The sequence below is a fragment of the Reyranella sp. genome (genome assembly GCF_017305915.1).
In the GTDB taxonomy this organism is placed as follows: Bacteria; Pseudomonadota; Alphaproteobacteria; order Reyranellales; family Reyranellaceae; genus Reyranella.
Genome location: NZ_JAFKJN010000009.1, coordinates 218474 through 243864 on the forward strand (window position 1 = coordinate 218474; position 25391 = coordinate 243864).

The 25391-nt window shown below is 63.7% G+C and carries 25 protein-coding genes and 2 pseudogenes; 18 read left to right on the forward strand and 9 right to left on the reverse strand.

Annotation, left to right across the window (positions count from 1 at the left end; translation table 11 throughout):
- The first annotated feature begins 11 nt into the window (after positions 1-11).
- Positions 12-674 (forward strand): hypothetical protein, encoded by a 663-nt coding sequence (locus J0J01_RS07480; RefSeq protein ID WP_296379636.1) that lies wholly within the window; start codon positions 12-14, stop codon positions 672-674.
- Between the two features lie 397 nt (positions 675-1071).
- On the opposite strand, the gene J0J01_RS07485 is transcribed toward J0J01_RS07480, so the two are convergent.
- The gene (locus J0J01_RS07485; RefSeq protein ID WP_296379638.1) at positions 1072-1656 is read right to left on the reverse strand and encodes a DoxX family protein; all 585 of its coding nucleotides are present in this window, start codon (positions 1654-1656) and stop codon (positions 1072-1074) included.
- A 486-nt stretch (positions 1657-2142) separates the two neighbouring features.
- Positions 2143-2484 (reverse strand): annotated as a pseudogene (locus tag J0J01_RS07490) (redoxin domain-containing protein); the annotation flags it as partial.
- 434 nt (positions 2485-2918) lie between these two features.
- Here J0J01_RS07490 and J0J01_RS07495 point away from each other — a divergent pair.
- Entirely contained in the window at positions 2919-4046 is a 1128-nt protein-coding gene (locus tag J0J01_RS07495) for an alkylhydroperoxidase-related (seleno)protein (protein ID WP_263865083.1), read from the forward strand.
- Between the two features lie 318 nt (positions 4047-4364).
- Here the strand turns inward: J0J01_RS07495 and J0J01_RS07500 are convergent, their stop codons facing one another.
- Positions 4365-4826 carry a helix-turn-helix domain-containing protein gene (locus J0J01_RS07500; protein ID WP_296379639.1) on the reverse strand — a complete coding sequence of 154 codons (462 nt, stop codon included), beginning with the start codon at positions 4824-4826 and terminating at the stop codon, positions 4365-4367.
- Between the two features lie 94 nt (positions 4827-4920).
- On the opposite strand from J0J01_RS07500, the gene J0J01_RS07505 reads away from it, so the two are divergent.
- The 5 genes from J0J01_RS07505 to J0J01_RS07525 all read left to right on the forward strand — a co-directional run bounded on the left by J0J01_RS07505 (position 4921) and on the right by J0J01_RS07525 (position 9259).
- Complete coding sequence (locus tag J0J01_RS07505) at positions 4921-5340, forward strand: mercuric transporter MerT family protein (protein WP_296379640.1); 420 nt, start codon at positions 4921-4923, stop codon at positions 5338-5340.
- A gap of 19 nt (positions 5341-5359) precedes the next feature.
- A complete protein-coding gene (locus J0J01_RS07510; protein ID WP_296379641.1) occupies positions 5360-5647 on the forward strand; it encodes a cation transporter in 288 nt (95 codons plus the stop codon).
- 18 nt (positions 5648-5665) lie between these two features.
- The gene (gene merA, locus J0J01_RS07515) at positions 5666-7102 is read left to right on the forward strand and encodes a mercury(II) reductase (protein WP_296379642.1); all 1437 of its coding nucleotides are present in this window, start codon (positions 5666-5668) and stop codon (positions 7100-7102) included.
- Positions 7103-7262: 160 nt separating this feature from the next.
- Positions 7263-7664 (forward strand): MerC domain-containing protein, encoded by a 402-nt coding sequence (locus tag J0J01_RS07520; RefSeq protein WP_296379643.1) that lies wholly within the window; start codon positions 7263-7265, stop codon positions 7662-7664.
- Between the two features lie 245 nt (positions 7665-7909).
- Positions 7910-9259: an NAD(P)/FAD-dependent oxidoreductase gene (locus tag J0J01_RS07525; RefSeq protein ID WP_296379644.1), complete on the forward strand. Its 1350-nt coding sequence runs from the start codon at positions 7910-7912 to the stop codon at positions 9257-9259.
- A 198-nt stretch (positions 9260-9457) separates the two neighbouring features.
- On the opposite strand, the gene J0J01_RS07530 is transcribed toward J0J01_RS07525, so the two are convergent.
- On the reverse strand, positions 9458-10852 hold the full coding sequence (locus J0J01_RS07530; RefSeq protein WP_296379645.1) for an MFS transporter: 1395 nt from the start codon (positions 10850-10852) through the stop codon (positions 9458-9460).
- A gap of 161 nt (positions 10853-11013) precedes the next feature.
- Between J0J01_RS07530 and J0J01_RS07535 the strand changes: the two genes are divergently transcribed.
- From J0J01_RS07535 to J0J01_RS07565, 7 genes are all read left to right on the forward strand, one after another.
- Positions 11014-12885 (forward strand): radical SAM protein, encoded by a 1872-nt coding sequence (locus tag J0J01_RS07535; RefSeq protein ID WP_296379646.1) that lies wholly within the window; start codon positions 11014-11016, stop codon positions 12883-12885.
- Positions 12886-13121: 236 nt separating this feature from the next.
- Positions 13122-14552, forward strand: a complete 1431-nt coding sequence (locus tag J0J01_RS07540; protein ID WP_296379647.1) for an FAD-dependent oxidoreductase — start codon at positions 13122-13124, stop codon at positions 14550-14552.
- Positions 14549-15259: a TVP38/TMEM64 family protein gene (locus J0J01_RS07545; protein ID WP_296379648.1), complete on the forward strand. Its 711-nt coding sequence runs from the start codon at positions 14549-14551 to the stop codon at positions 15257-15259. The genes J0J01_RS07540 and J0J01_RS07545 overlap by 4 nt, the downstream gene beginning before the upstream one ends.
- A complete protein-coding gene (locus J0J01_RS07550) occupies positions 15232-15921 on the forward strand; it encodes a TIGR04283 family arsenosugar biosynthesis glycosyltransferase (protein ID WP_296379649.1) in 690 nt (229 codons plus the stop codon). Before J0J01_RS07545 ends, J0J01_RS07550 begins: the two co-directional genes overlap by 28 nt.
- A gap of 2 nt (positions 15922-15923) precedes the next feature.
- Complete coding sequence (locus tag J0J01_RS07555; protein ID WP_296379650.1) at positions 15924-16517, forward strand: TIGR04282 family arsenosugar biosynthesis glycosyltransferase; 594 nt, start codon at positions 15924-15926, stop codon at positions 16515-16517.
- Entirely contained in the window at positions 16514-17074 is a 561-nt protein-coding gene (locus tag J0J01_RS07560; protein WP_296379651.1) for a carboxymuconolactone decarboxylase family protein, read from the forward strand. Before J0J01_RS07555 ends, J0J01_RS07560 begins: the two co-directional genes overlap by 4 nt.
- A 302-nt stretch (positions 17075-17376) precedes the next feature.
- On the forward strand, positions 17377-19269 hold the full coding sequence (locus J0J01_RS07565) for a cytochrome c/FTR1 family iron permease (protein WP_296379652.1): 1893 nt from the start codon (positions 17377-17379) through the stop codon (positions 19267-19269).
- A gap of 151 nt (positions 19270-19420) precedes the next feature.
- Here the strand turns inward: J0J01_RS07565 and J0J01_RS07570 are convergent.
- A pseudogene (locus tag J0J01_RS07570) lies at positions 19421-19645 on the reverse strand (hypothetical protein); the annotation flags it as partial.
- A 462-nt stretch (positions 19646-20107) separates the two neighbouring features.
- Positions 20108-20329, reverse strand: a complete 222-nt coding sequence (locus J0J01_RS07575; RefSeq protein WP_296379653.1) for a hypothetical protein — start codon at positions 20327-20329, stop codon at positions 20108-20110.
- Positions 20330-20676: 347 nt separating this feature from the next.
- Between J0J01_RS07575 and J0J01_RS07580 the strand changes: the two genes are divergently transcribed.
- The 3 genes from J0J01_RS07580 to J0J01_RS07590 all read left to right on the forward strand — a co-directional run bounded on the left by J0J01_RS07580 (position 20677) and on the right by J0J01_RS07590 (position 21987).
- Entirely contained in the window at positions 20677-21273 is a 597-nt protein-coding gene (locus J0J01_RS07580) for a hypothetical protein (protein WP_296379654.1), read from the forward strand.
- A gap of 68 nt (positions 21274-21341) precedes the next feature.
- A complete protein-coding gene (locus tag J0J01_RS07585) occupies positions 21342-21620 on the forward strand; it encodes a hypothetical protein (protein ID WP_296379655.1) in 279 nt (92 codons plus the stop codon).
- A gap of 232 nt (positions 21621-21852) precedes the next feature.
- Positions 21853-21987, forward strand: coding sequence for a hypothetical protein (locus J0J01_RS07590; RefSeq protein ID WP_296379656.1), 135 nt, complete (start codon positions 21853-21855; stop codon positions 21985-21987).
- Positions 21988-22091: 104 nt separating this feature from the next.
- On the opposite strand, the gene J0J01_RS07595 is transcribed toward J0J01_RS07590, so the two are convergent.
- Positions 22092-22424 carry an addiction module antidote protein gene (locus J0J01_RS07595; RefSeq protein ID WP_296379657.1) on the reverse strand — a complete coding sequence of 111 codons (333 nt, stop codon included), beginning with the start codon at positions 22422-22424 and terminating at the stop codon, positions 22092-22094.
- A gap of 27 nt (positions 22425-22451) precedes the next feature.
- Positions 22452-22742 (reverse strand): type II toxin-antitoxin system RelE/ParE family toxin, encoded by a 291-nt coding sequence (locus tag J0J01_RS07600; protein ID WP_296379658.1) that lies wholly within the window; start codon positions 22740-22742, stop codon positions 22452-22454.
- 622 nt (positions 22743-23364) lie between these two features.
- Here J0J01_RS07600 and J0J01_RS07605 point away from each other — a divergent pair.
- Positions 23365-24684: an NAD(P)/FAD-dependent oxidoreductase gene (locus J0J01_RS07605; protein ID WP_296379688.1), complete on the forward strand. Its 1320-nt coding sequence runs from the start codon at positions 23365-23367 to the stop codon at positions 24682-24684.
- Positions 24685-24767: 83 nt separating this feature from the next.
- On the opposite strand, the gene J0J01_RS07610 is transcribed toward J0J01_RS07605, so the two are convergent.
- On the reverse strand, positions 24768-25304 hold the full coding sequence (locus J0J01_RS07610; protein WP_296379659.1) for a VOC family protein: 537 nt from the start codon (positions 25302-25304) through the stop codon (positions 24768-24770).
- Positions 25305-25391: the final 87 nt, after the last annotated feature.

Consider the following 25391-nt stretch of genomic DNA (forward strand, 5'->3'; position numbering starts at 1 on the left):
AAGGAAGAACGATGAGCACTCTCACCTCCCGTCGGGCGATCCTCGGCTGGTCGCTCGCTACTGCGCTTGCCGGTGCAACCACCTTCGCGCGTGCGGCATCCCCGCTCAAAATGGACTTCGTCACGCACGCCACGTTCTTCTCGGGCGAGATGAAGCTGCCCAAGGTGCTCGATCCGCATGTCTTCGTTCGTGATTCAGCCGCGCCGGAAGGAGTCGGTCCGCAAGGGATCAAGCATGTCGCCGGTGTCCGCCCGCCCTTCATCGATCAGGATACTCCGACGTCTGCTCTATTCACGGCGGAGAACAAGCCGCTTGGCTTTGATCTGAAGACGTGGCTTGCTGCGAAGGGCGTTGTGACGATTTCCGAACAGACCGGAAAGGTTCGGCTAGACGCGTCGTTCACCGGTCTGAAGCCGGGTGGCACCTACAGCCTGTTCGAGAATCATTTCGACCAGAAGCCGGTAGGCTTCACACCAATGGATGGCACCGGCCAATCCAATTCATTCGTTGCTCAACCCGACGGCAGCGCCAGAGTCAGCCTGATGCCGCCGCATGTCCCCACGCACGCAAACGCCGTACTGCTGGTCTATCACAGCGACAGTCAGGCTCATGGAGTTGAGCGTGGCCGCATCGGTGTGGACGCCCATCATCAGCTCATTGCGCGGCCGGAATAGGGCCGGCGTCGCAAGGAGCACGTCAGCGGGAATATGCGGAGCGAGTCGCGGCAGCTCCCTGAGACTGGCACGAGCTGCCGTTCGCAAGGCGCTCCGGGAGGGAGCGGATAATCGCCGCGCCCCCTTTTCGGGCACGGGTAATTGTCCCTGCCGAGCAAGTGAACGCCGGCGGCGGAACGCGATTCCGAGTCCCATCGCTGGTCGAGATTAAGCGGATGCTTCCTCTCACCGGACATACGGCTTGTGTCCCAAAAGGAGGCGCCGTCGAGGTGGTTGGGGGGCCATCGCGACGGCGCCGGCGGCCCAGTGGGGTCGGGGGGACGTTCTGGGCCGCTCTAAACGCTATGGCTTCTATGCACTGTTCGATTTTGTAACGTCACCTCTCGCGCCGCGGTGCTCACGCGCCATAGTTCGAGGGCGGATGATCGCTGCGGAACTTCTTCAGGATCAGATGGTCGAGCGAAACCGGGCCAGGACCGGCGATGCCAAGCCAGGCAAACATCACGAAGTAGGACACTTCCTCGAAGCCGAGCAGAGTTTCGAGCGAATCGACGTCGGCCCATTTTGCGGAAATGATGGCCACCACCATGATCACCATCATCGGCACCGACATGAATCGGGTGAGTAGCCCAATCAGCAAGAACAGGCCGCCCAGGAATTCCATCCCGGAGACGAATGGCGTGAGCACCTCAGGCAGAGGAATGCCCCATCCTCTGAAGTTCTCGATCATGCGCGGCAGCATGTGCAGCTTCGCCCAGCCGCTCCACAGGAATACCCAGCCGACCACGATGCGGACTGCGAGAGGTGCTAACCACGTGAGGTAGCTCGCCACGAGCCTCGACCAGTCATAGAAGATTGTTATCAAAATGTTCATTGGGTAGAGCCCTTTTTGACGATGCTCAGACAGACCGCGAACGCGGAGGTTGTCGTTTACAGCGCCTTGCCGCCGTTGGCCGTGCGCGACGAGTATGCGCTTGTTCACAAAAGGCCTCCTCCCCGACGAGCATTGCACCTGCCTTTTCCTTATTCGTCCGAAGCGTCCGCAAAGGTTACAGACGCGAACCAAGATCTTTTTCGCTCGTCCGCCTACCTCCGATGCGCTTGTTCCTTTGTGCTGCTGGCGACGCCGAGGCTCCGGTCCAAAGTCGCGCCCTTGCCAGGCGCTTCGACCGAGAACGGTTCTCATACCGTCCTATGAAGCCGGCGAAGGGACGCCATCGCATTAGCCACCGACCTGGCATGGCGTTCAGTGCGATAAGCACGTAACGCTCCCGACCTGCCGTACGACGATCAGCGACCTTGCGTCTGTCGTGTAGAAGAGTCGAACGCCGAAATCGGCCACGGTGGCGGCTTCTGCAAGGTTCACCCATGTAACGTGAACCTTGCAGATGGCTGAAGAGATCGCGCCAACGCACGATCCGATGGCACGCCTGACCCTATTACGTCGGGAGCGAGGACCTTACTCTGGTCAAGAGCCGGACGTTCTGCGTTGCTCGTAGAAGCCGATCAGAGACACCATGTCCGCGGGCTCAACTCTGCCGATCGGCCCAGAACTGTAGGTCGAGGAAACCACCTTGCCGTCAGGCCCCACGATGAATTCCGCCGGCTGGACGAAGTTGCGCGTGGGTTCCCACCAGGCACCGATCGCATCGGCCGTCTGCCGCGTAACGCCCCAAGCCAGCGGGTAGGTCAAGGACAACGATGCCGCCAGCTCGTGTGTCTTGTCTTCGGAATCCACGCTGGCAGCTATGACGCTCGCGTCCAGTTCCTTCAGCTTATCGAGGTTGCGTTGCAGGTCGGCCAACTGCCGGCGACAATAGGGTCACCAATGTCCTCGATAGAACAAGGCAATGCGGTACCGCCCGTCCAGTTCACTGGGAAAGCGAATCGACTTTCCGCCGACAAGCGTCAAAGAGAGCTCCGGAAAGATGTCGCCGGCATTCAGTCGATTTGCCATGTCGTGCTCCCAAGTCGGTCTCGCCGATAGTCGTGTTTCCGAACTCGTCGGACAGTCACGCAACGCATACCTATCCAATGAACCTAAAGGATAGCGTCAGGCGACATCGTTGACGGGAGCGGCGTAAGTATTCAAGTCGTGATTGAAGCCCGACGGCGAGCGTGAGCATAAAACTTCAAGAAGGCTCACCCGCTGTAACCTTTGGTCTTCGCCGAACGAAGGATGGCGGGGAAGTGTGCGCTTGGTGTTGTTGAGAACAAAAGCTTACGGCGACAGGATCAGGGAGAATGATTGTGGCGACAACGACGCAGAGTACGGCTATCGGTCCTCAGATTCGCCCCGACCTGGCTCGAGCGCTCGATACCGCCTGGCACAACATCGGTGGAGCCGGCACTTGGTGGACCGGAGAAGAGCGCATCGCGATCGCTGCCGAGACGCGACAAGCGATTCATTGTGAGCTTTGTCGCGCACGCAAGCATGCGGTTTCCCCAGCCATGGTGTCCGGCCGACATGACAATGCCGTCGACCTGCCGCCACCGGTCGTCGAGGCGATTCACCGCATCCGAACAGACTCCGGTCGCCTGGGTGCCGGCTGGTACCGGTCGCTGGTCGCGGCCGGACTTTCCGACGAGCAATATGTGGAGCTGTTGTCAGTCGTAGCCGTCGCCATCGCGACGGACACTTTCCGCCGAGCCGTTGGTCTTTCGCCTCTTTCGCTGCCGCGAGCGCGGCCAGGAAAGCCGCCGCGCCGTAGGCCGCAAGGAGTCAAGCCTGGGCTCGCCTGGATGCCGACGCTGGCCCCCGAGGACCGCACCGCAGAGGATCCCGATCTCTATCGCGAGCACCCGGGGCCGCGCGAACGCGGTGGCGGCAACGTTCACAGAGCGCTCAGCCTGGTTCCCAACGCCATGATTCACTGGTGGGACATGTTTGAGATCATGTACCTGCCAGCGCCAGCGATGCGCGACTTTGGCCATGAGTATCGAGCCATATCCCACGCCCAGATGGAGATGCTCGCTGCTCGCGTGGCCGCTCTCAACCAGTGCGTCTATTGAACGGCCAGCCATGCGGCCCTGCTCCGTGCGAGCGGCGAGCACAACAGCCAACAATATGACTTCGCCGGAATCATGGATGGAACGACCGACGTTGGTGTTCCGCATGCGCACGAGCTCGTCGCATTTGCCGAAGCCGCGATCGAACGGGAGACGAAGCCTCTCAATGCGGCACGGGTAGCGCTCGTCCGGTCGCTTGGCGAGAAGGCCGTGGTAGACGCCGCAGCTGTGATTGCCGGCTTTGACGGGATCACGAGGATCGCCGACGCCACGGGAATTCCGCTCGAGCCGCCGAAGGCGGCGCAGACCGCCGATTTGCGCGCTGCCTTGCGGATCGACGAATTCGACGCTGCGAAGTGGTAGCCCTGTGGTCGCAACATATTCGGCCTTCCGGCGTCGCTCAGCACCGGAAATGGGCATGGTCCGGGTCGGAGCATGGATTGGTCTGGTCGTCGGTCGCAAGCGGCGGTGCCACGTCTGGCAGCGGGGTTGAAGCCGCGGGAGGTTTGGGCGCGTAGTTTAGCTTGGGCCTGGGAAGATTTCGTGAAGCCGGCGACTAGGCCGATGACGTAGTGACTGGAGTAGCTACAGGTTCAAGAGACGCACCCCGGCAAAGCGGTCAGGAATTGTCAAATAGGCGTGACTTGGATGCGCCATGATGGCGGGCCTTCGTGGCGGCAGCTAGCCGGAAGGGGCGCGGCGCGCAGGAGCGGGCGAGCCTGGAGGTCGAACGGGCGGCATTTTGTAGAGCGCATCGATCACAGGGCATTCGGGGATCTGATCGCGCGTGCAGCTTGCGGCCATATTCGACATCACGCGCTTTAAGCTCTTGAGATCCGCGATCTTTTGCCGGATGTCCTCGAGATGCTCGACGGTGAGCGCATGCACTTCTGCGCAGGTATAGGAATGGCCGTCGACCAGGCGGAGCAAGCCGCGCAACTCGTCCAGGCTGAAGCCCAGCTCCCGGCCGCGACGTATGAAATGCAGTCTCTTCACATGCTCCGGGCCATAGACGCGGTATCCTCCCGCGCTCCGTCCAGGTCTTGGCATGACCCCGATCTTCTCGTAGTACCTGATCGTCTCGATGTTCACGCCGATCTGCTGCGACAGCGATCCGATCGACAGACCTTCCGCGACCTTCATGGTGGCCTCACGGTTTCGTGCAAAGTACCCTCCTTGAGCCTGTAGTGGCTACAGACCCTATCTTCACACTTAGTCAGAAGAGGACAAGGGTTCAATGGCCATCCAGACCGAGGAGCGGGAATTGCGAAGCGCCGATCTGACGTCGTCGCGCTCGCAATTCGGCGACAAGACAACACTGTTGTCGGTTGGCGGCATTCTGGCCGCGCTGGGAGCCGCCACGTGCTGTGTCGTGCCGTTTGGTCTGTTCTTCGCTGGCGTCAGCGGTGCCTGGATCGGCAACCTCACGGCGCTCAAGCCTTATCAGCCTCTGTTTATCGTGCTTGCGGCCGGCTGTCTCGGGACGGGCTTCTACTTCGTCTATCGCAAGCCCAGAACGGCCAAATGCGTCGAGGGCTCCTACTGCGCTCGGCCGTCCTCCCGTCGACTGACCAGGATCGGCCTATGGATCGCGACAATCGTTGTCGTCGTTGCTGTGGGCTTTCCCTACGCCGCTCGCTTCTTTCTCGATAGCTAACCAACCACGGAGATCGTCAATGAAGATTCTACCGCTTGCCGCGCTCGCCGCAGCCCTGCTGTCGACCAACATGGCCGCAGCCGCCGAGCGAACCGTCACGCTCAACGTCGCCAATGCCACCTGCGAACTGTGTGGTCCGATCGTCAAGCGCGCCCTCAATCGCGTGCCCGGCGTGCTCGATGTCCAGATCACGCAAAAGGAAGACGCAGCCATTGCCAGGGTGCGCTTCGACGACAGCCGTGCCGACACGGCGGCGCTCATCGCGGCGACCACCAACGCGGGCTATCCTTCGCGCGTCGAACAGTAGGATGAGGAAGGCGACGACATGAGCGACTGCTGCGCGCCACCGCTCAAGAATGCGAATGGCCGCTACGACCTCGTCGTCGTAGGCGCTGGCTCGGCCGGGTTCTCGGCGGCGATCGCTGCCGCTGAAGAGGGCGCGCAAGTCGCACTCGTTGGGCATGGCACGATCGGCGGAACATGCGTCAATGTCGGTTGCATACCGTCGAAGGCGCTCATTCGAGCAACAGAAGCGGTGCACCAGGCGAGTATTGCATCCGAGCGCTTTGCCGGCGTCGAAAGCCACGGCCGCGTATCGAATTGGTCAAGGGTGGCAGCGCAGAAGGACGCCCTTGTTTCCGGTTTGCGGCAGGCGAAGTACGTCGATTTGCTGCCCGAATACAACAACGTCACCTACTACGAAGGCGCTGCGCGACTTGTCGACGGCGGCGTCGAGGCTGGCGGGAAGCTGCTCAAGTCGGACCGCGTCGTCGTCGCAACTGGGGCGCGGCCCAGCGTTCCACAGATCCCCGGGATCGAAACCGTCGAGTTTCTCGACAGCACGTCAGCGCTGGCGCTCACCGAGCTGCCGTGCTCGATGATGGTGCTTGGTGGCGGCTATGTGGGAGCCGAGCTCGCGCAGATGTTCGCCCGCGCGGGCGTGGCCGTGACACTAGTCTTCCGCAGTCGCCTCTTGCCCGAAGCCGAGCCTGAAATCGGCCAGGCCTTGGCCGGCTATCTGGCCAGCGAGGGAATCCGGATCGTCAATGGCGTGACTTACCGATCGGTGAGCAGGACCGACGGCGGCGTGATGCTCGCGCTGACCCGAGACGGACATCCGGAAACGATTACCGCCGATCGCCTTCTCGTTGCGACCGGCCGTACACCGAACACTGAAGGCCTCGGCCTCAGCGACATGGGCATCGCCCAGGACGCATCGCGCGCTATCATCGTGGACGACCGGATGCGCACCTCGCGGTCGGGTGTCTATGCCGCGGGCGACGTGACGGGCCGGGATCAGTTCGTCTACATGGCGGCCTACGGCGCCAAGCTAGCGGCCAGGAACGCCTTGAATGGCAACAGCCTGCGCTACGACAGCACCGTCATGCCCGCGGTCGTGTTTACCGATCCGCAAGTCGCGAGCGTGGGTCTCACGGAAGCACGGGCGCGTACGCTTGGCCACGATGTGCGAACGTCGGTCCTCACGCTCGACAATGTGTCGCGCGCCCTTGCCGCACGCGACACGCGCGGCCTGATTAAGCTGGTGGCAGATGGAGCGAGCCGAAAGCTGCTCGGGGCCCATGTCCTCGCTCCTGAAGGAGCGGACAGCATCCAGACGGCGGCCCTTGCGATCAAGTCCGGGATGACGGTCGAGGCGCTCGCTGAAACGATTTTCCCCTATCTCACGACGGTCGAGGGGCTGAAGCTTGCGGCTCAGACCTTTACGAAGGACGTCGCCAAGCTGTCCTGCTGTGCGGGATAGGAGCGAGCCATGGCATATGATCCTGGGCCCTCTAGTGGGAGCACCAATTGCCGCCAAGGTTTGCGCCAAAGCGGTCCTTGGCCATCGCGGCGGTCGGGTCTCGTAGTGTCGCCCATACGCGCATCCGCAAGAATTGGTGCATCCGGACCGGAAATTGCACATGGCCACCGGCGAAAGACGGGATGAGGCAGGCGGATTCTGGAGACGCCATCTCGACAAAGTCGGCATTGGCGGGTCGCTGTTTGCCGCGCTTTGTTGCCTCGGCTTTCCCGCGCTGTTGTCGATCCTTTCGGCGGTCGGGCTTGGATTCCTGATCAATGATGCGGTCCTCGTGCCGCTTCTAATTGCATTTCTGATTGCCGCGCTGATCGGCCTGTTCCTCGGGATGCATCATCATCATCGACCTTGGGCTCTGCTTCTTGGCGGTCTCAGCGCGATGGTCACCTTCGTTGCCGTCGGGGTGAACCCGAGCGGCCTTTTCGCGGGAATTGGCATCGCCGGCCTCGTCGTTGCGAGCCTTCTGAACGTCTGGCTACGAAGCGGGCAACTTCGGCGTCCGTGAGGCGATATTCGTGGGGACGGAGAACTCGGCGTCATCGCCTTAGACAAGATGGCGCAGGCTCCGACGAGCACTTGGAGCCGCCGTAGGTCGGTGCGCGTTTACATGCCGGGTGGAGTTCTCGAGGCGCTCGGCAAGTCGCTGGAACGGATATCCGTTCCATGCCGCACGGGGTGATTTGGAGGCACGCTGTCGCGTCCGGCAGCCCATCCTGCGCCCGGCAGGTTTGACGTTGGAGGCGTGGGAATATGGCCAAGACATATGATCTCGTCGTGATCGGAACAGGTACCGCGGCTTCCATCGCGGCCTCGCGATGTCGTTCCGCTGGATGGCGTGTGGCTGTGATCGATCACCTGCCGTTCGGCGGCACTTGCGCGCTGCGCGGCTGCGATCCGAAGAAGGTACTGGTGGGCGCCGCCGAGGCGGTCGACCATGCCTGGCGCATGCGCGGCAGAGGCATCGAGGGCGGCCAGCCGTTGATCAGATGGCAAGAGCTGATCGCCTTCAAGCGCAGCTTCACCGGGCCGGTCCCGGCGATGAAGGAGAAGAGCTTCGCCACGAGCGGCATCGACGCATACCACGGCCGCGCCCGGTTCACTGGCCCACGCACGGTCGAGGTCGCGGGCGTAGGGCTAGAGGCTCGCTTGGTCCTCATCGCCACGGGTGCTGTGCCGATGCGCCTCGACATCCCTGGGGAGAACCATTTGGTGACCAGCACCGACTTCCTCGAGCTCGACGCCCTGCCGAAACGGATTGTGCTGGTGGGCGGCGGCTACATCGCCGCCGAATTCTCGCACATCGCGGCGCGCGCCGGGGCAAAGGTCACCGTGCTGGAATTCGCCGACCGCATGCTGACGCCATTCGATCCCGATCTCGTCGACCTGCTGATGACGAAATCACGCGAGATCGGCATCGATCTCCGGATGAGCACGCGTGTCGAAGGGGTCGAGAAGACTTTCGGCGGCTTTAAGGTTCGCGCCGCGTCCGGCGACAAGCGCCAGACTGTTGAGGCCGACCTCGTCGTGCATGCGGCCGGCCGCGTGCCGGATCTCGATGCGCTGAACCTCGCGGCCGCCAGAATTGACTGCCACAAGCAGCGGCTCAAGCTCAACGCGTTCCTTCAGAGCACTTCGAACCCGGCCGTCTATGCGGCGGGCGACGCGGCCGGGATCGGGCCGCCACTGACGCCGGTCGCGGGCGACGATGGCAGGGTCGCCGCGGCGAACATGCTGAACGGCAATCACGAGAAGTCGAACTACCTGGGCGTGCCGAGTGTCGCGTTCACAATCCCCCCGATCGCCCGGGTGGGGATGCTCGAGGCGGAAGCGCGCGAAAAGGGCCTGCGCATTCAAGTGAAGCACGAAAAGACGGCGGATTGGTACACGGCGCGACGGGTGGCCGAGGACGCTTCCGGGTTCAAGGTCATTGTCGAGCAGGGCAGCGGCCGAATTCTCGGTGCACATCTAATCGGTCCGCACGCCGACGAAGTGATCAACGTCTTCGCCTTGGCAATTCATCATGGCCTGACCTCGCAACATCTCAAGAGTACGATCTTCGGATACCCTACCGCCGCGTCGGATATCGGCTATATGCTCTGAGTGTCATGATCAGCCAATGGAATGGCAGGCGCCTTGCATGAATGCGCCCGATGCGTTTCCTGGACCCGGGGGCGGTCGTAAGTTCGCATCCCCCGCAACCAACTGCGATACGCCGAGTACATCATGCGATCCTGGCCTTGCCATTCGTCCGGCAGCGTCCGATCTGGCGTTGGCGCCAGAAGAGCGCGGCGGAGCCGCTCAGTCACCTGCGAGCACTTCGAGCGGCTGGTTCTTGCCCTCCGTACCCCAGATCGACCAGGGGATCATTGCGACGACGCCAATGAGCCAGAAGGACGCGAGAACGCCAAATGCAGCGGTTATTGACATGTGGTGCGCCACGCTAACAAGCAGCGGTGGCGCTATCGCAGCGCCGATGCGCCCGAACCCGACCGAGAAGCCGATTCCCGTGGCCCGGATGCGTGTTGGGAACAGCTCCGAAAAGGTCGGGTAGGCCGCGATCCAGCTCCCCGTCGCACAGAGATTGGCGACAGTGAAAGCGAGGAGAACGCCGGCAGCGCTTTCGCTGAGCGTGGCACGACCCAGAGCCATCATCGACGCAGCCGCTAGAAGATAAAAAACCGTCACCGTGATCTTACGCCCCGCCTTGTCGAGGACGGCAGCGGCAATGAGGCCGCCGACGGCAGCGCCGAGATTGCCAATGATGAAAAACCACGGAACCACCTCATCCGCGACGTGGAGGTGCGGCAGCACCACCAACGGCAGAAGCGCGAACAATCCGTAGTACCCGGCTGCCTCCGAGAAATCGAGCAGGCAGCCGAGCGCCAACCTGCCAAAGTGACGGCTGGCGAGCTCGCGCAGTTGAGCGATGAAGCCGGGAGCGCTCGCAGCGGCGGGCCTCTCAGATGGCAAATGGGCTGCGATGCTCTCTCCTGCGATCTGGGCTGACACGGCCACGGCCGCTTCATGTTGTCCACGCTCGGCAAGCCAACGCGGCGATTCGGGCAGCGCTTTGCGGGCCCAGATGCTGAAGAGCGCGATAATTGCCCCGAGCGCGAAAGCGAAGCGCCAGCCGATGGAGGCCGGCAATACGTTGATGAAGTAGAGCGTCACAATTCCGGCCAGAATCGAGCCCAATGGCCAGAAATTCATCACGGTGGCTCCCGCCCGGCCTCGGTAGCGGGCTGGGATCAGTTCGCCAATAGCGGCATTGACCGCCGAGTACTCAGCGCCGACGCCGATCGCGGTCAGGAAGCGGAAGATCGCAAAGGCGTAGAAGCCCGGCGACAGGGCCGACAAAACGGTGAAGCCCGAATAAACCAGTAGCGTCAGGATGAAGAGTCGCCGGCGGCCGAAGCGGTCAGCGCAATACCCGAAGAGCAGCGCACCGATCAGAATGCCGACGAGCCAGGCCGAGACGAGCAGAGAGGTCTGCTCTGCCGTCGTATGCCACAAGTTCTGCAATACGCCGAGAACACTTCCCACGACGCTGACCTCGAAGGCGTCCAGCATCCAGCCAAGCCCAAGCACGAGCGTGATGCGCGTATGGATCGGCCGCCAAGTCAAGCGGTCCAGCACCGATAGCGCGGGCAAACTGGCTGCACGCGCCGGATCGGAATTTTCGCGCGCCTTCATGGACTGTCTCGGCTCCCCTAACGTTGTGCAATCGACGTCGCTCGCGTTCGTATTCGTCGGCACACGTTGGAAAGTTACCGATCCGGCAGAATCTTTCCGGGCGTGAAACCTTTCTGCCCTATCCGACGAATCACTACTTGGTACTGTTGGTTGGAGTGTCGATGATCATGCATGGCGATGTCTGGCACGAAGGGAAGCCGAGAACGGCGACGATGGGTATTGGTGACGAGTCGTTTTCGATGCTTGCGGCCGCAAGTCCCGTGCTCGTCTTTGGCGGCGCCTATAGCAATCTCGAAGCTACGCACGCCCTTCGCGCTGAGGCCGCGCGACTGGGGATACGGCCCGAGCATACGATCTGCACCGGCGACGTCGTCGCCTATTGCGCCGATGCCAGGGAAACCGTGGCCCTGATCCGCGATTGGGGCATTCACGTGGTAATGGGCAACTGCGAGGAATCGCTCGGGTGGAACAAGGATGATTGTGGCTGTGGCTTCGCTGATGGTACGGCTTGCGATCAACTGTCCGCCGCGTGGTATGCCCATGCCAATACGGCAATAACCGAGGGGCAGCGGGAATGGATGAGATCGCTTCCGCGGCGGATCGACCTCCTGCTAAGCGGTCGTCGCCTGGCCGTCGTGCATGCATCAGTTGACAGCATTAACCGCTTCATCTTCGGCTCCACGCCCTGGTCGGACAAGAACCGGCAGATCGCGCTCGCTGGCTGCGACGGCGTTATCGGGGGCCATTCCGGCATTCCCTTCACTCAGGCTGTCGCCGGCAAACTCTGGCACAATGCGGGTGCGATCGGCATGCCGGCCAACGACGGCACCCGGAGGGGCTGGTACAGCCTCCTCATCCCGACCGACAACGGCATCGAAATCCACGCCGAAGCTCTTGACTACGATGCCGCGTCCGCTGCGAAGAAGGTCCGCGCACGCGGCCTGCCCGAGGGATACGCCGTAGCGCTGGAAACGGGATTGTGGCCGAGCTGCGATGTATTGCCGGCCGCGGAACTGCGCCTCAGGGGTCGGGCGATTTCCGCCGGCGCCGTGCGTTGGGACGGCGCATCCGGCTATTGGCCTGCAATGGTGCCAGATGCCCACCGAGCAGGCATCAAGTTCAGCGATCCCGAGGTCACAGCCTCCCGCGAGAAGCGCGCGAGCGTGCAGCTCAAGAGGCTCGACGCCGTATGGTTCAACACCGGCACTCTCTGCAATCTTGCCTGCGAGAATTGTTATATCGAATCGACTCCGAAGAACGATCGGCTGGTGTATCTGACGCGGTCGGAAGTCCGACGGTTTCTTGCGGAAGCCGCGGGCCGCGATCCACGTCCGGTCGAGATCGGTTTCACCGGCGGCGAGCCGTTCATGAATCCTGACATCCTCGGCATGATTGAAGACAGCCTCGTCGCCAGCTTCAGGGTGCTCGTGTTGACGAATGCCATGAGGCCCATGCAGCGGCATATGGAACCGCTGCGCGACCTCAACCGGCGTTTTCCCGGTCAGCTCTCCCTCCGGGTGTCATTGGATCACTATGACCAGGAAGGGCACGAGAAGCTGAGGGGACCTCGCACCTGGACGAGGACAATCGACGGTCTGCTGTGGCTCGCAAGGAACGGCTTTGACGTGTCCATTGCCGGCCGCACAGTCTGGCAAGAAGACGAGGCTACAACGCGCGCCGGCTACCGCGCCTTGTTCGCCGAGCTCGGGCTCGCCATCGATGCCGAGGATCCTGTTCGTCTGGTGCTCTTCCCCGAGATGACAGCGAACGATGACGTTCCCGAGATCACCGAGCAGTGCTGGGGCATTCTGGGGAAGAGCCCGGACGCCGTCATGTGTGCCAACTCCCGGATGGTCGTGAAGCGCAAAGGCGCAGATCAGCCTTGCGTCGTCTCCTGCACGTTGCTGCCGTATGACAGTGCCTTCGAGCTCGGAGCGACTCTGGCGGAGGCGGCCCGGCCGGTCAGACTCAATCATCGCTATTGTGCCCAGTTTTGCGTGCTCGGCGGCGCGTCTTGCAGCGCGCACCGGTGAGACGCACGATGCTCGCCCGTCCGGTGCTGGCTCTACACGCCAACCGGCAACGACAGGCGACGGTAACGAGTCTTGAAGGTCCCAGCTTCGGCGGGAAAAGGGAGACGCAGATGAGATGTCGCCCGGTAGTGATCGGCATATGGGTTGTGGTAGCGCACGGCGGCGCGGCTGTCGCAAGCCGCTCGCCTCGATGCACGACGCCCTAACGAGAGCCTCGGGCAAGGAGCGCCAAGCCAATGGACGGCCAAGTCCTCAAGGCTGATATCTGCGTGGTGGGCGGCGGGTCGGCCGGCTTGTCGGTCGCTGCCGGCGCGGCGCAGATGGGAGCGCGAACCATCCTGATCGAAGCCAGCCGCATGGGAGGAGAATGCCTCAATACTGGCTGTGTTCCTTCGAAATCGCTGCTCGCCTGCGCCAACGCAGCACAGGTCGTCCGGGAGGCGACCCGATACGGGCTGAGCACGTCAGAACCGCGCGTCGATTTCTCACTTGTTCGCGACTATGTTCATCGAGTCATCAGCGCTATTGCGCCGCATGATTCAGTGGAACGTTTCACCGCGCTGGGCTGCACTGTCCTGAAGGGACGCGCCCGTTTCATCGATGATCGGACGGTCGAAGCGGCCGGCAGGCATATAAGGGCTCGGCGCTTCGTTATTGCGACCGGCAGCCAACCCGCGATCCCTCAAATCCCGGGGCTGGATGCCGTCCCATATCTCACGAACGAGACGCTCTTCGACAACACTTTCCTCCCAGACCATCTCATCATCATTGGAGCCGGTCCGATCGGTTGCGAAATGGCGCAGGCGCATCGGCGACTGGGAGCGAAAGTGACGGTCCTCGACCTCGGACCGATGCTCCCAAAAGACGATCCTGAAGCCGCAGAAGTCGTGCGCCGGGCCTTGACGACCGAGGGTGTCGCGCTGATTGAGAGCGTGAAAATCTTGCGGATCGAGCGATGCGACCGAGGCGCAAGAGTGGTCGTCCGCGAAGGGACAAATGAAAAGCCGATCGACGGCTCGCATCTACTCGTCGCAGCCGGCCGCAAACCCAATCTCGACAGTCTCGACCTCGAGGCCGCCGGGGTTCGGTTTGGCGCCAAAGGCATCGAAGTCGACCGTCGCCTGAGGACCACCAATCGACGGATCTACGCAGCAGGCGACGCCGTTGGCGGATACCAGTTCACGCATGTCGCGGGGTATCACGCGGGCATCATTCTACGGAACGCTCTATTCCGCCTTCCGGCCAAGACCGATCTTCGTGCGCTTCCCTGGGTGACCTATACCGACCCAGAGCTTGCTCAAGTCGGCATGACGGAGGCGCAGGCCCGGCAGGCTTTTGGAACAGGCATCCGAGTACTGCGCGTCGATTTCAGCGAAAGCGACCGAGCACAGACCGAGGGGGCGACCGGTGGCTTCGTCAAGGCAATCGTCTCTCGACGAGGTTACGTCCTCGGGGCCACGATCGTCGGCCGGCGGGCCGGCGAACTGATGCTGCCATGGGCGCTGACGATCGCGCAGCGAGCGCGAATCGGCAGCCTTGCCAGTATCATTGCGGCATATCCGACTCTCAGCGAACTCAGCAAGCACGCTGCGGGTAGCTTCTATTCGCCGATGCTCTTCAGCCGCCGAACCAGGGCGATCGTGCGATTCTTGGGATTATTCGGTTGAGCAACCCGGTCACCTTGAAACGCCTTCTGCCCCTGCTGGTCATTGCAGGTCTTTTCGCTGCCTTCTTTGGCCTGGGCTTCAATCGCTATCTGTCCTTGGACAGCCTTCGCGACAACGAAGTTGAGCTCCGTGCTCTTGTCGCACGCCATCCAGCCCTGTCCGCAGCGGCATTCATCGTAACCTATGCAGCTGTCGTCGGACTCTCGTTGCCAGTCGGGGCGCTCTTAACGATGGCCGGAGGCTTTCTCTTCGGTCTTTGGATCGGAGCGGGGCTCAGCGTGGTGGGCGCAACGGCAGGTGCCATCGTCATCTTTTTGATCGCGCGCGTGGCCGTTGGCGACCTGCTTCGAGCGCGAGCCGGTCCTTTCATGGCACGCATGACAGAAGGATTCGAGCGAAACGCCTTCAATTACCTCCTGCTCTTGCGTCTGGTGCCTGTGTTCCCGTTCTGGGCCGTCAACCTTGCGTCGGCTCTGTTGGGGATGAACACCCCGCCATTTGTCGCCGCGACGGCAATTGGGATTATCCCGGGTACCCTGGCCTATGCGGCTATTGGAGATGGATTGGGACTGTACTTCAGGGCCGGATCGGAGGCCCCGCTGAGCGAGGTCTTCACTCCGGAAATGATCGCCCTACGGGTCGGCCTGGCTCTTATTGCGTTGCTGCCGATCGCCATCCGATGGGCGATGAAGCGGTGGCACCGATGAGCCTCTCCGTGATCATTCCGACGCTCAACGCCGCGGGCCGGCTGAGAGGGACGCTGCAGACCCTCGGCGCTGTCGATGACCTTGTCGTGGTGGACGGCGGCTCAACAGACCGCACTGTCGAGGTGGCAAACACGTTCGGTGCCCGCGTAATCACCGCCACCGCAGGCCGAGGCCACCAGCTCATGGCAGGTGCGGTGGCAGCCACTGGGCCCTGGCTGCTGTTCTTGCACGCTGACACTCTGCTGACGGCGGGCTGGCGCGCCGACGTAGAGAGATTCGCGGGCGATCCCCGCAATCCGACAAGGGCCGCGGTCTTTCGCTTCGTGCTCGACGACAGATCGTGGCAGGCGAGGCTCCTGGAGAGAGTGGTCTCCTGGCGTGTAAGGACCTTGGGTTTGCCCTACGGCGATCAGGGTCTGCTCATCCATCGCGACTTCTATCGGTCGTTAGGCGGTTTTCCTGCCTGGCCGCTGATGGAGGATGTTCACCTGGTCCGCCGAATCGGCCGCGAACGACTGACCCTTCTGCCCTCGGCGGCGCGCACCTCCGCCGAACGGTGGCGCCGAAATGGCTGGATCCGGCGCAGTCTCCGAAACCTGACTTGCCTGTCGCTCTACTTCCTGGGGGTGCCGCCTCGGCTGATCGTCAAGTTCTATGGCTGACAATGCACCAAGAACAACATCTCGTAATCTTTTCCAGGCATCCTCGGCTCGGGACGGGAAAGCGGCGCCTGGCCAAGGACATTGGAGCTGTTGGCGCGCTTCGCTTCCAACGACTCATGGTTTCGCTGATCCTGCGTCGCCTTGGCCGCGACAGGCGTTGGACGACCTGGCTCGGAATCACCCCGGACCGATCAGGACCCTGGCCGCACGGCTTTCACATCGTACCGCAAGGTCGTGGCGACCTCGGGCGCCGGATGGCATCCGTCGTCAGAAGGCTGCCGCCAGGACCGGTGGTCATCGTAGGCAGCGACATCCCAGGTATTGCTGCGGCCGACATTGCCGATGCTTTCCGCGCGTTGGGCTCAAAGGACGCGGTTTTCGGGCCCGCCACGGACGGTGGGTACTGGCTTGTCGGGCTGCGCCGTCGCCCGCATTTCATCGATCCCTTTGCGAACGTCCGCTGGTCGAGCGAGCACGCTCTTGCCGACACCGTGGCCAATCTTGCGGACAAGGAGGTTGCGATGCTGCGGCCGCTTTCCGATGTCGACGACGGTGCATCCTGGCGCCGTCATGCGCTGAGAGAGGTTCCGCCATGACTGCAGTAACGGCCAAGCCCCTCAGAAGCTATCCCTGGTTTATCCGGCTGTTCTTCTGGAAACAGCGGCGAACCTATGGGCGCGTTCTCGACCCGGGCCTCCTTTGGGGCCGCTCGCCGTGGGTCTTCGCAAGCGTCGCCCTGCTCTATGGAGCCCTCGATCGACGCAGATCACCGCTTGCGCCGGCGCTGCGTTCGCTGGTCACGGTGCGGGTCTCGCAGATCAATCACTGCGCCTTCTGCGTCGATATCAACTCTGCGACGCTCGCCAAACGCGGCGTGCCCATTGAAAAAGTCGACGCCGTGTCCGACTGGCAGGACAGCTCCCGGTTCGACAGCGAGGAGCGGTTGGCTCTCGAATACGCGGAAGCCATGACGCTCAATCAAGTCGACGACGATCTGCGGAGTCGCCTGAAAAGTCATTGGAGCGACGACGCCATCGTAGAGTTGACCGGTCTCATCGCTTTCCAGAACCTGTCCTCGAAGTTTAACGCGGCGCTCGACGTTCCAGCACAAGGATTCTGTCGGCTGCCACAGGCTACATTCTCTCCGCGATAGAAGGCGTGTCGACTGAGATCTCACGGCGCAGGAACATTGCTCTGCCGGAAAGGCCGCTTTCCGTCCGCTGGCACCGATTCACACCAGGTAAAGATCCACCATACCTCGCGTCCCGAAGGCGTGTGGAGCTCAGGTGAAGCACTGGAGCGGCGGCCTTGCGGGCGCCGACCCCGTTCACGCTTCCGCCTGAATCTGGCTCGCCTTTGCCAAAAGATGCGATTAATATGCATTATCATTCGCAATCCAAGGCGCGGCCAATGAGACGGGCTTTTGGATGGGTAGCCACTGGGCTTCTGCTTTTAGTGATCGGCGGTCTGGCCGAGTCTGCACTGGCGCAGACCGACGACCAAAGGGCTGCCGTCGCCTGGCGCCTGCTCGACTACCTTGGCGTCGATTACGGCGGCGCCGTCGCTGACGATGGGCGCACTATTAGCCAGTCCGAATATGAAGAGATGGTCGAGTTCGCCCAGCAAGTGCGGGACCGACTGGCCGCTCTGCCCGCCAAGCCCGCGCAGGGATCCCTCGTTGCTCGCGTCGAGGCCCTGCAGGCCGCCATCGCGCGGAAGGTACCGCCGTCGGAGCTCGCTGGTTTGGCAAAGACCCTGAAAGACGATCTGCTTGCCGCGTATCCGATGCCGCTGGCGCCGGCGAAGACCCCCGACCTTGCACGCAGTGCCGCCCTCTATGCGGAGCAATGTGCTTCCTGCCACGGTGCAACCGGCGCCGGCGACGGACCGGCGGCGAAGGGGCTGAACCCGCGGCCCGTTGCCTTCACCGATGCCGCGCGCGCCCGGGCTCGCAGCGTTTTCGGGCTCTATCAGGTCATCGACCAGGGGCTCGAGGCCACGGCGATGGCAAGCTTCGCCCACCTTCCGTCGGACGATCGCTGGGCGCTCGCATTCCATGTCGGCACGCTCGCTTCCTCGGCCTCTGACGTCGACCGTGGCAAGCAACTCTGGCAGGGCGATCCGGCCTTCCGCGCAAAGATCCCCAACCTGCAGGCGCTCACTCAGGTCACGCAGGCGGCGCTTGCCCAGGACATGGGCGACGATAAGGCGCGCGATCTCGTGGCGTACCTGCGCCGGCATCCGGAAGCGGTCACGTCGGGTTCGGGCCGGACTCTCGGGCTGGCGCGCCGGAAGCTGGCCGAAAGCGTCGCGACCTACGAGGCGGGCGATCGCAAGAAGGCGACCGATCTTGCGCTCTCCGCCTATCTCGACGGCTTCGAGCCTGTCGAGCCGAGCCTGAAGGCCCGGGATGACGCTCTCATGGTGCGCATTGAGTCCGCGATGCTCGATTTCAGGGCCGCGATGACCAAGGGCGAAAGTGCCGAAGGGCTGCGCGAGCGGGCGGCACGGCTCGGCGCGCTGTTCGACCTGGCCGAGCGGGCGCTTGCGCCGGAACAAGCCGACGGCAGCGCGACCTTCGCCGCCGCCTTCACCATCCTGCTGCGCGAGGGGGTCGAAGCGCTGCTGGTGGTGGTCGCGATGATCGCCTTCCTGCGCAAGGCGGAGCGCAGCGAAGTCGTCGCCTGGTTGCATGGAGGCTGGATTGCGGCGCTGGTGGCGGGCGGGCTCACCTGGGTGGCGGCGACCTGGCTCGTCTCGATCAGCGGCGCCAGCCGCGAGCTGACCGAAGGATTCGGGTCTCTGCTCGCCGCCGCGGTCCTGGTCTCGGTTGGCTTGTGGATGCATGGCAAGACGCGCGCCGATGCCTGGCAGAGGTACGTTCGCGAGAAGCTCTCGCGCGCCTTGTCGGCCAGATCCGCTTGGCTGCTCCTGCTGCTCGCCTTCGTGGTCGTCTATCGCGAAGTGTTCGAGACCATCCTATTCTTCATCGCTCTGTGGAGCGAGGGCAGCGGGCCCGCCGTGATCGCGGGTGGAGCAGCCGGCGCCGGTGCGCTCGCGATTCTCGCCTGGGCTTTGTTGAGTTATAGCCAGCGCCTTCCGATCACGCAGTTCTTCTCACTGAGCGCGATTCTGATCGCCGTACTGGCCGTGGTTCTCGCCGGCAAGGGAGTGGCCGCGCTGCAGGAAGCCGGCCTGGTCGACGCTTGGCCCACGCCGGGAGTTCCCCGGATCGAGCTGCTCGGCATCTATCCAACACGAGAAGGCGTCTTTGCCCAGCTCGCGACGGCGGCCGTCCTGCTTCTCGGCTTCTGGTACACCGGGCGCACGGCGGCTGCAGATCGCTGAAAAAGGCATGAACAAGGCCCTATGTGACCCATGTTCCATCGCGCGGCAGCACCTTTCTGCGCGATATCTGCTAACAAAACCAGGTTGCCGGCTGGGCCGGCAACCCTGAAAGCGCGCGTTAGCGCGTTAGGGTGTGAAGTAGCGCTAACGAAAAGGGAGACCTTATCGAGATCCGACCGAACGTCGTATTGAGGGGCTCGAGAAGACTTTCGCAAAGACGCCGGCCAACGTTGATCGCCAAGTCCGGGTCGTCCGGCATGTTTGGAACGCCGTAGCTTGACGAGATCTCGCTGTAGAGGAAATCCCGCATCAAGAAAGACGGAGAGAGCCGCACTCTGCCTAGCTCCACCAGCCGTCGTAGAACCGAAGCACTCATGGAGCCCGATCAGGCCGTGTGGGCTCGGGCAACCGGTGAAAGGGCTTTCCTCCCGCGGCCGACGCATCGCCTTCTCTAGGCCTTCCTGGCGCATCACGAGGCCCATTGGCGGAAACAAGTCGCTCGGCGCGAAGGCTCGCCTCCATGTGCTCAGTTCGTAGATGAACGGCATTCTCCCAACCCGTCGGGGGCATTCTGCATGCAAACTGCGGCGTGTCCTGTGGAAACCCGCGGATCGTCGCTCATTGAGAGGGAGCCACTTTTTTGGGGGGGCTATGGATAGAATCGCGACCTGGGGAACGAAAAGAGTTTTTTGGTGGTTGCCTTTGGCCCGCCAGCTTGATGTTCGCCCTCTTTCCTACGTGTATGTTCACCCTCGTTCTCCCCGGTCCGCATAGTCCTAGGGATGAAAGCGGGGGTAGAGAGTGGCCCGAAAGCATCAGCAGCTGACGGCGTTGTCCATCATCCGCGAGAAGCAGCTCGGCTACCATCGCTGCGGCCTGCCAGGCCGAGGTCGACCACGCCCAGAGTGACTTCTGGCAGGCGGTCGATGGCATCAATGCCCGCGGGCTGTTCTACGGCGGGACAGGCGCCGATGCGGGTTTCCGCTTCCCGCACGAGGCCAGGGCCGGCACCGCGCTGGTCTGGCTCCCCCACCTGCAGGGCCGCGACAACGACCGCCATGGCCCGAGCCTGGTCCGCGATCGGCTTGAGCGCTGGAGCCGCTGGGACGCCCCAAGCTCGATCAGCCCGGCTACCGCAACCTTCGCAACCGCATGCGCAAGGCGGCGTGGTGCGGAGCTGCTTCGGATCGCAACCCTCTATGAGGCGGCCGACATAGGACCGCTGCATCATCAGCCCTGCTCGGCTTCCGGTCAGCGGCGACCGGGTCACTGCGAGCCGCCGAGCTACCTGCGACTGGTGGCCAACAACGGGGGCGACGATGCCGCGTAGGCGCCCACCGGACAGCACGGGCCCACGCTGTCAAGGCGTGCGTCCGCACCAAACGTCCCGCCTCGCAGGGCGCTGCCATGATGACGACGCCCGATTCTTCCGCGCCCCGTCAGGCATTGCGCACGAGGGGCTTCAGCAATGCGGCCCCTGCTGTCATCCATCAATTGCAGGAGAGCGCCATGCCAGACGGATCGACCTTCAATCGTCAAATCGACTTCGCGTCGGTGCGCAAGCAAACAATCACGTCGCACGCAGTGCGCGTCCCTGACGAGGACATGGCCCCCCGGTACGAGAGGGACGAGTGGCTTGGCATCATCCGCGAGACGAACCCCATCAAAGGCTCGGACTGGGTATTCGTCTCCAGCGGCGCCGTCGTGACTATCGGGCAAGTCGTCGGCTGGTCTGCCGAGACATGGCATGTCGGTCAGTGGCGCGGCGGAACGGTGCTAATTGTCCGGCGACTGTCGCGCCGGCGATGGCACCCCTTCGGGTGGGTTCGCTGGCGCTGCTGCATGGACAACGAATACTACGACGCGGTCGCGCTGGGCGATGCTGAGCGAGCGACCGCTATTCAGCTGGCGATCGGGGGAAAGGGTCCATGGCCGAGGCCGCTCAGTCCACGCCGTCGTCGTCAGATCCCTCGCATCATGGTCCTGCGGGGGTATGGCCAGTGACGCGGCCGTATCGTCTTAAGCCTGTGGCGACCCTCCCGGCGCCACCGGCGGGCCGCCGGTGCAGGGCGATGCGTCAGCGCCACGCGCTACGCTTCCTGGCTGAGCATGCCGACCTGATCTTTGCCGAGGGTATGGCCTGGCTGCTGACGTCAGCCCCGCCCGAGCTGGTCGACATGCTGGCTTGTCTCGACGCTGACAAGGCTGACCTCGAGCCGGACGTCGATGCCGAGCCCGACCACGAAGGCGGTGACAACTTCGGACCTGAGGGCGGCTGGCGTCATGCTGCAGAGCTGCGACCGTCGCGCATCGTCCACACCAGCGCGACGGACTGGCGGCGCATCCGCTGACCGCCGGGTGCGTCGACCTTGGCCCCGGCCTCGCGCCGGGGCATCCTTTGTGGATGAAGGGTCTGCTGCTCTTGAATGCAGAGAAGGCACGGCGCTTCCTCGGGGTGTCCGAGCGCGGCATGCGCGACTTGGTGAAGAAGGGCCTACCCTTCATCAAGGTCGGCCGGCGGAAGATGTTCCTGGCCGCCGACATGGCCGCGTGGATCAGTGATCAGGCGAGGTGTCCGAAGAGATGCTCAATCTTCTCGAGGGTGCTGCCGAACGCCTCGAGGTTCGCCTGCAGTTCGTGCGGGAGGCGCTTCGTCGATCGGTCGCCGCGACCGGCTACCGGCTTTGCCGTGAAGCAGCGAAGGCACAATCGGCGTAGCCGCCTCGATCGCTCTGGCGATGGCTTCCCCTCGGCCATCGCCGCAGTTCCCTCCCCAAAGCGACGCCCAGCCAAGGCGAAGGCCGATGTATGGCGCGACCGGCCTATGCTGCCTTGCGCGTGCGCGCGACCTTCCTGCGGCCACCGCTTGCCTTCCCGGGCCGCGCCGACAGCCTGAAGTCCAGCGTCTTCAGGACGCCGAGCAAGGTCGACAGCTTCGGGTCGCCCTTGGCGCTGAACGCCTTGTAGAGGGCCTCTCTGGTGACGCCGGCGCCGCGGGCCACTTCGGACATACCGCGAGCCCGCGCGATGGTGCCGAGCGCATTGGCGATGTAGACGGCATCGCCGCTGGCGAGCGCGTCGTTGAGCAAGTCCGCCTGGTCCTCGGGGTTGGCGAGGTGCTCAGCCGGATCGAACGGGAGGGTCTTGGTTGCCATACTGGTCTCCATCGTGGTTGGGCGGCCTCAGAGACCGGCCGCCAGTTCCTTCGCCCGCCGGATGTCCGCCGCCTGGGTGCTCTTGTCGCCGCCGCACAGCAGGATGACGAGGGCCTTGCCCCGCTGCACGAAGTAGAGCCGGTAGCCGGGACCGAAGTTGATCCGCAGTTCCGAGACCCCTTCGCCCACCGGCTTCACGTCGCCCAGCAATCCCGATTGAACGCGCACCATGCGCTGGGCGACCTTCGCCGCGGCCTTGGCGTCCCGAAGCGACTTGAGCCACCCGGCGAACGCTTCAGTCTGGCGGACCTCGATCATGTGTTAACTGTAGTTCACAGATTGATATGTGTCAACTACAGTTCACGTTTTGGGCCTTCGCTCTCGGACCTATTTCCATTAACCAAAACGCCGCCAGCCGCCTTTGCCGCCCTGATCTCCGATGCCAGCCGCACCTCTCGGGCGATTGCATGGATGCTTCCCGGCCCGGATCTGGGCAGCGCCACTGCGCGGGGTCGGCACTGGCTGGCGCTCGGCCTCGATCAGCTGGGCCAAGTCCCGCTCAGTGAGCCGCGCCAGCCGGCCGCGGCCGATGGTACCGATGCCGTGCTCTGCCAGCTGCGCTGCAGCGTGCGCACCGACCACTGCAGCCGATCGGCCGCTTGGGCGAGCGTCAGCAGGCGGTCAGGCGGAAGCTGCGTCGGGGCCATCGACGCCCACCCTACCCTGAGGTAAGGGTCGGGCCATGCCTCAGGCTGGCATTTGCGAGAGGGTAGACGAGGGGGGTATATCCGATGGGCCTTGATAAAATATCAACAAATACGAGATTTTGTCCTGCGTTGTCGGCGGACACCCTCTCCGCCAGTTAGCTGCTCCATCGCTTCCCGAAAAACGCAACCGCTGACGAGCAGGCCAGGGCGGATTGGCGGGGATGTTCATGACCATCGAGCCGGTGCCTCATGTCGTGATCGTCGGCGCGGGCTTCGGCGGCCTGATGGCCGCCAAGGCGCTGGCGCACACGCCGGTGCGGATCACCCTGATCGACCGGCGTAACCATCATCTCTTCCAGCCGCTGCTCTACCAGGTGGCGACGGCCGGGCTGGCTCCGGCGCAGATCGCCGCGCCGATCCGCGCCGTGTTCCGCCACCAGAAGAACGCGACCGTGCTGCTCGGCGAGGTGACCTCCGTCGATCTCGACCGTCAGGAAATCGTCGCGGAACACAAGCGCGAGCCGTTCGACTACCTCGTGATCGCCACCGGCGCGCATCATTCGTATTTCGGGCGCGACGACTGGGCGCCGTTCGCGCCGGGCCTGAAGTCGCTCGAGGATGCGATCGAGATCCGCCGCCGCATCCTGCTCGCCTTCGAGTTCGCCGAGACCGAGGAGGATCCCGCCGAGCGGCACCGCCTCATGACCTTCGTGGTCGTCGGCGCCGGCCCGACCGGGGTCGAGATGGCGGGCGCCATCGCCGAGATCGCGCGCCGCACCCTGCGCGACGAGTTCCGCAACTTCGATCCGGGTGAAGCCCGGGTGGTGCTGGCCGACGCCGGCTCGCGCGTGCTGCCGAGCTTCCCCGAAGCGCTCTCGCGGGACGCCCAGCGGCGCCTGGAGAAGCTGGGCGTCGAGGTTCATCTCAACGCGGCCGCGACGGCGTGCAGCGACGAAGGCGTCGTCATCGGCCAGACCGAGATCGCCGCACGCACCGTCATCTGGGCGGCGGGCGTGGCTGCATCGCCCGCGGCGCGCTGGCTGGGCGCCGACGCCGACCGCGCCGGCCGCGTCAAGGTCGGCCCGGATCTCAGCGTCGCCGGCCATGCCAATGTCTTCGTCATCGGCGACACCGCGAGCGCCAGCGACGCCCAGGGCAGGCCGCTGCCCGGCCTGGCCCCCGTCGCCAAGCAGCAGGGCGCCCATGTCGCGCGGGTGATCGCGGCGCGGGTGGCACGGCGCCCGGTGCCCAAGCCGTTCGTCTATACGAGCTTCGGCAATCTCGCCACGATCGGCCGCAAGGCGGCGGTCATCGACTTCGGCCGGCTGCGGCTCACCGGCTTTGCGGCGTGGCTGCTGTGGTGCGTCGCCCACATCTTCTTCCTGATCGGCTTCCGCAATCGCATCACCGTCGCCCTCGACTGGTCGTGGGCCTATCTCAATTTTTCGCACGGCTCGCGGCTGATCATCGGATCGACCCATTGGCCGCCCGCGCAAGGGACGCCGGCGGCCACCGTCAGGCCGATGCCGCCGCGCCACACGGTGAGCTCATGACCCGTCGAGCGAGATCGAGGAACGCCTGCGGTGCCGCCCCCTCCAGCGTGACCTCCTGCGCGCCGCGCGGCAGGAGGACCGCGTCACTCGGCGGCGACCGGCTCCTTTGCCCGCATTGCCGCGAACTTCGCCTGGGCCCGCGCGCGGCGCTCGTCGAACTTGGCGAGCCGGCGCGGCGGATGGCGGTGCACGACGTTGTCGGCCTCGCCGGGGTTCTTCTGCGAGCCGGCCCAGCCATGCGCGGCGATGTCGAAGATGATGCCGTTGAGGTCGGTGTGCTTGATCTCGTAGCCGTGCGGGTTGTCGGGGTCGCCCATGATCCAGGTGGCACCATTGTCGCGCACGATCTTGCCCTGCTCGACCACGTCATCGCACCAGAAGCCGAGGTGGTGGATACCGACATAGTCCTTGCCGGTGCCCTGCGAGGCCTCGTCGCTCTTGAACTTCAGGATGGCGAGGTTGACCACGCCGTCGGTCAGGAACACGCCCTCGGCCAACGGGCCGTCGAGCTCGACGACCTCGTCCAGGCCCATGGCCTGCTTGTAGAACTCCGCGGTCTCCCACGGATCTTCGACGCTGAGCGCGATGTGACGGATGCGGCCTTTGGTCTGCGCAGTCATGAAGGTGCTCCCTTCCATCAGCCATTCAACCGACAGTGTAGCGGAGGTTTGGCCTGTGGATAAGCCCTCGTGCGGGATACTCATTAT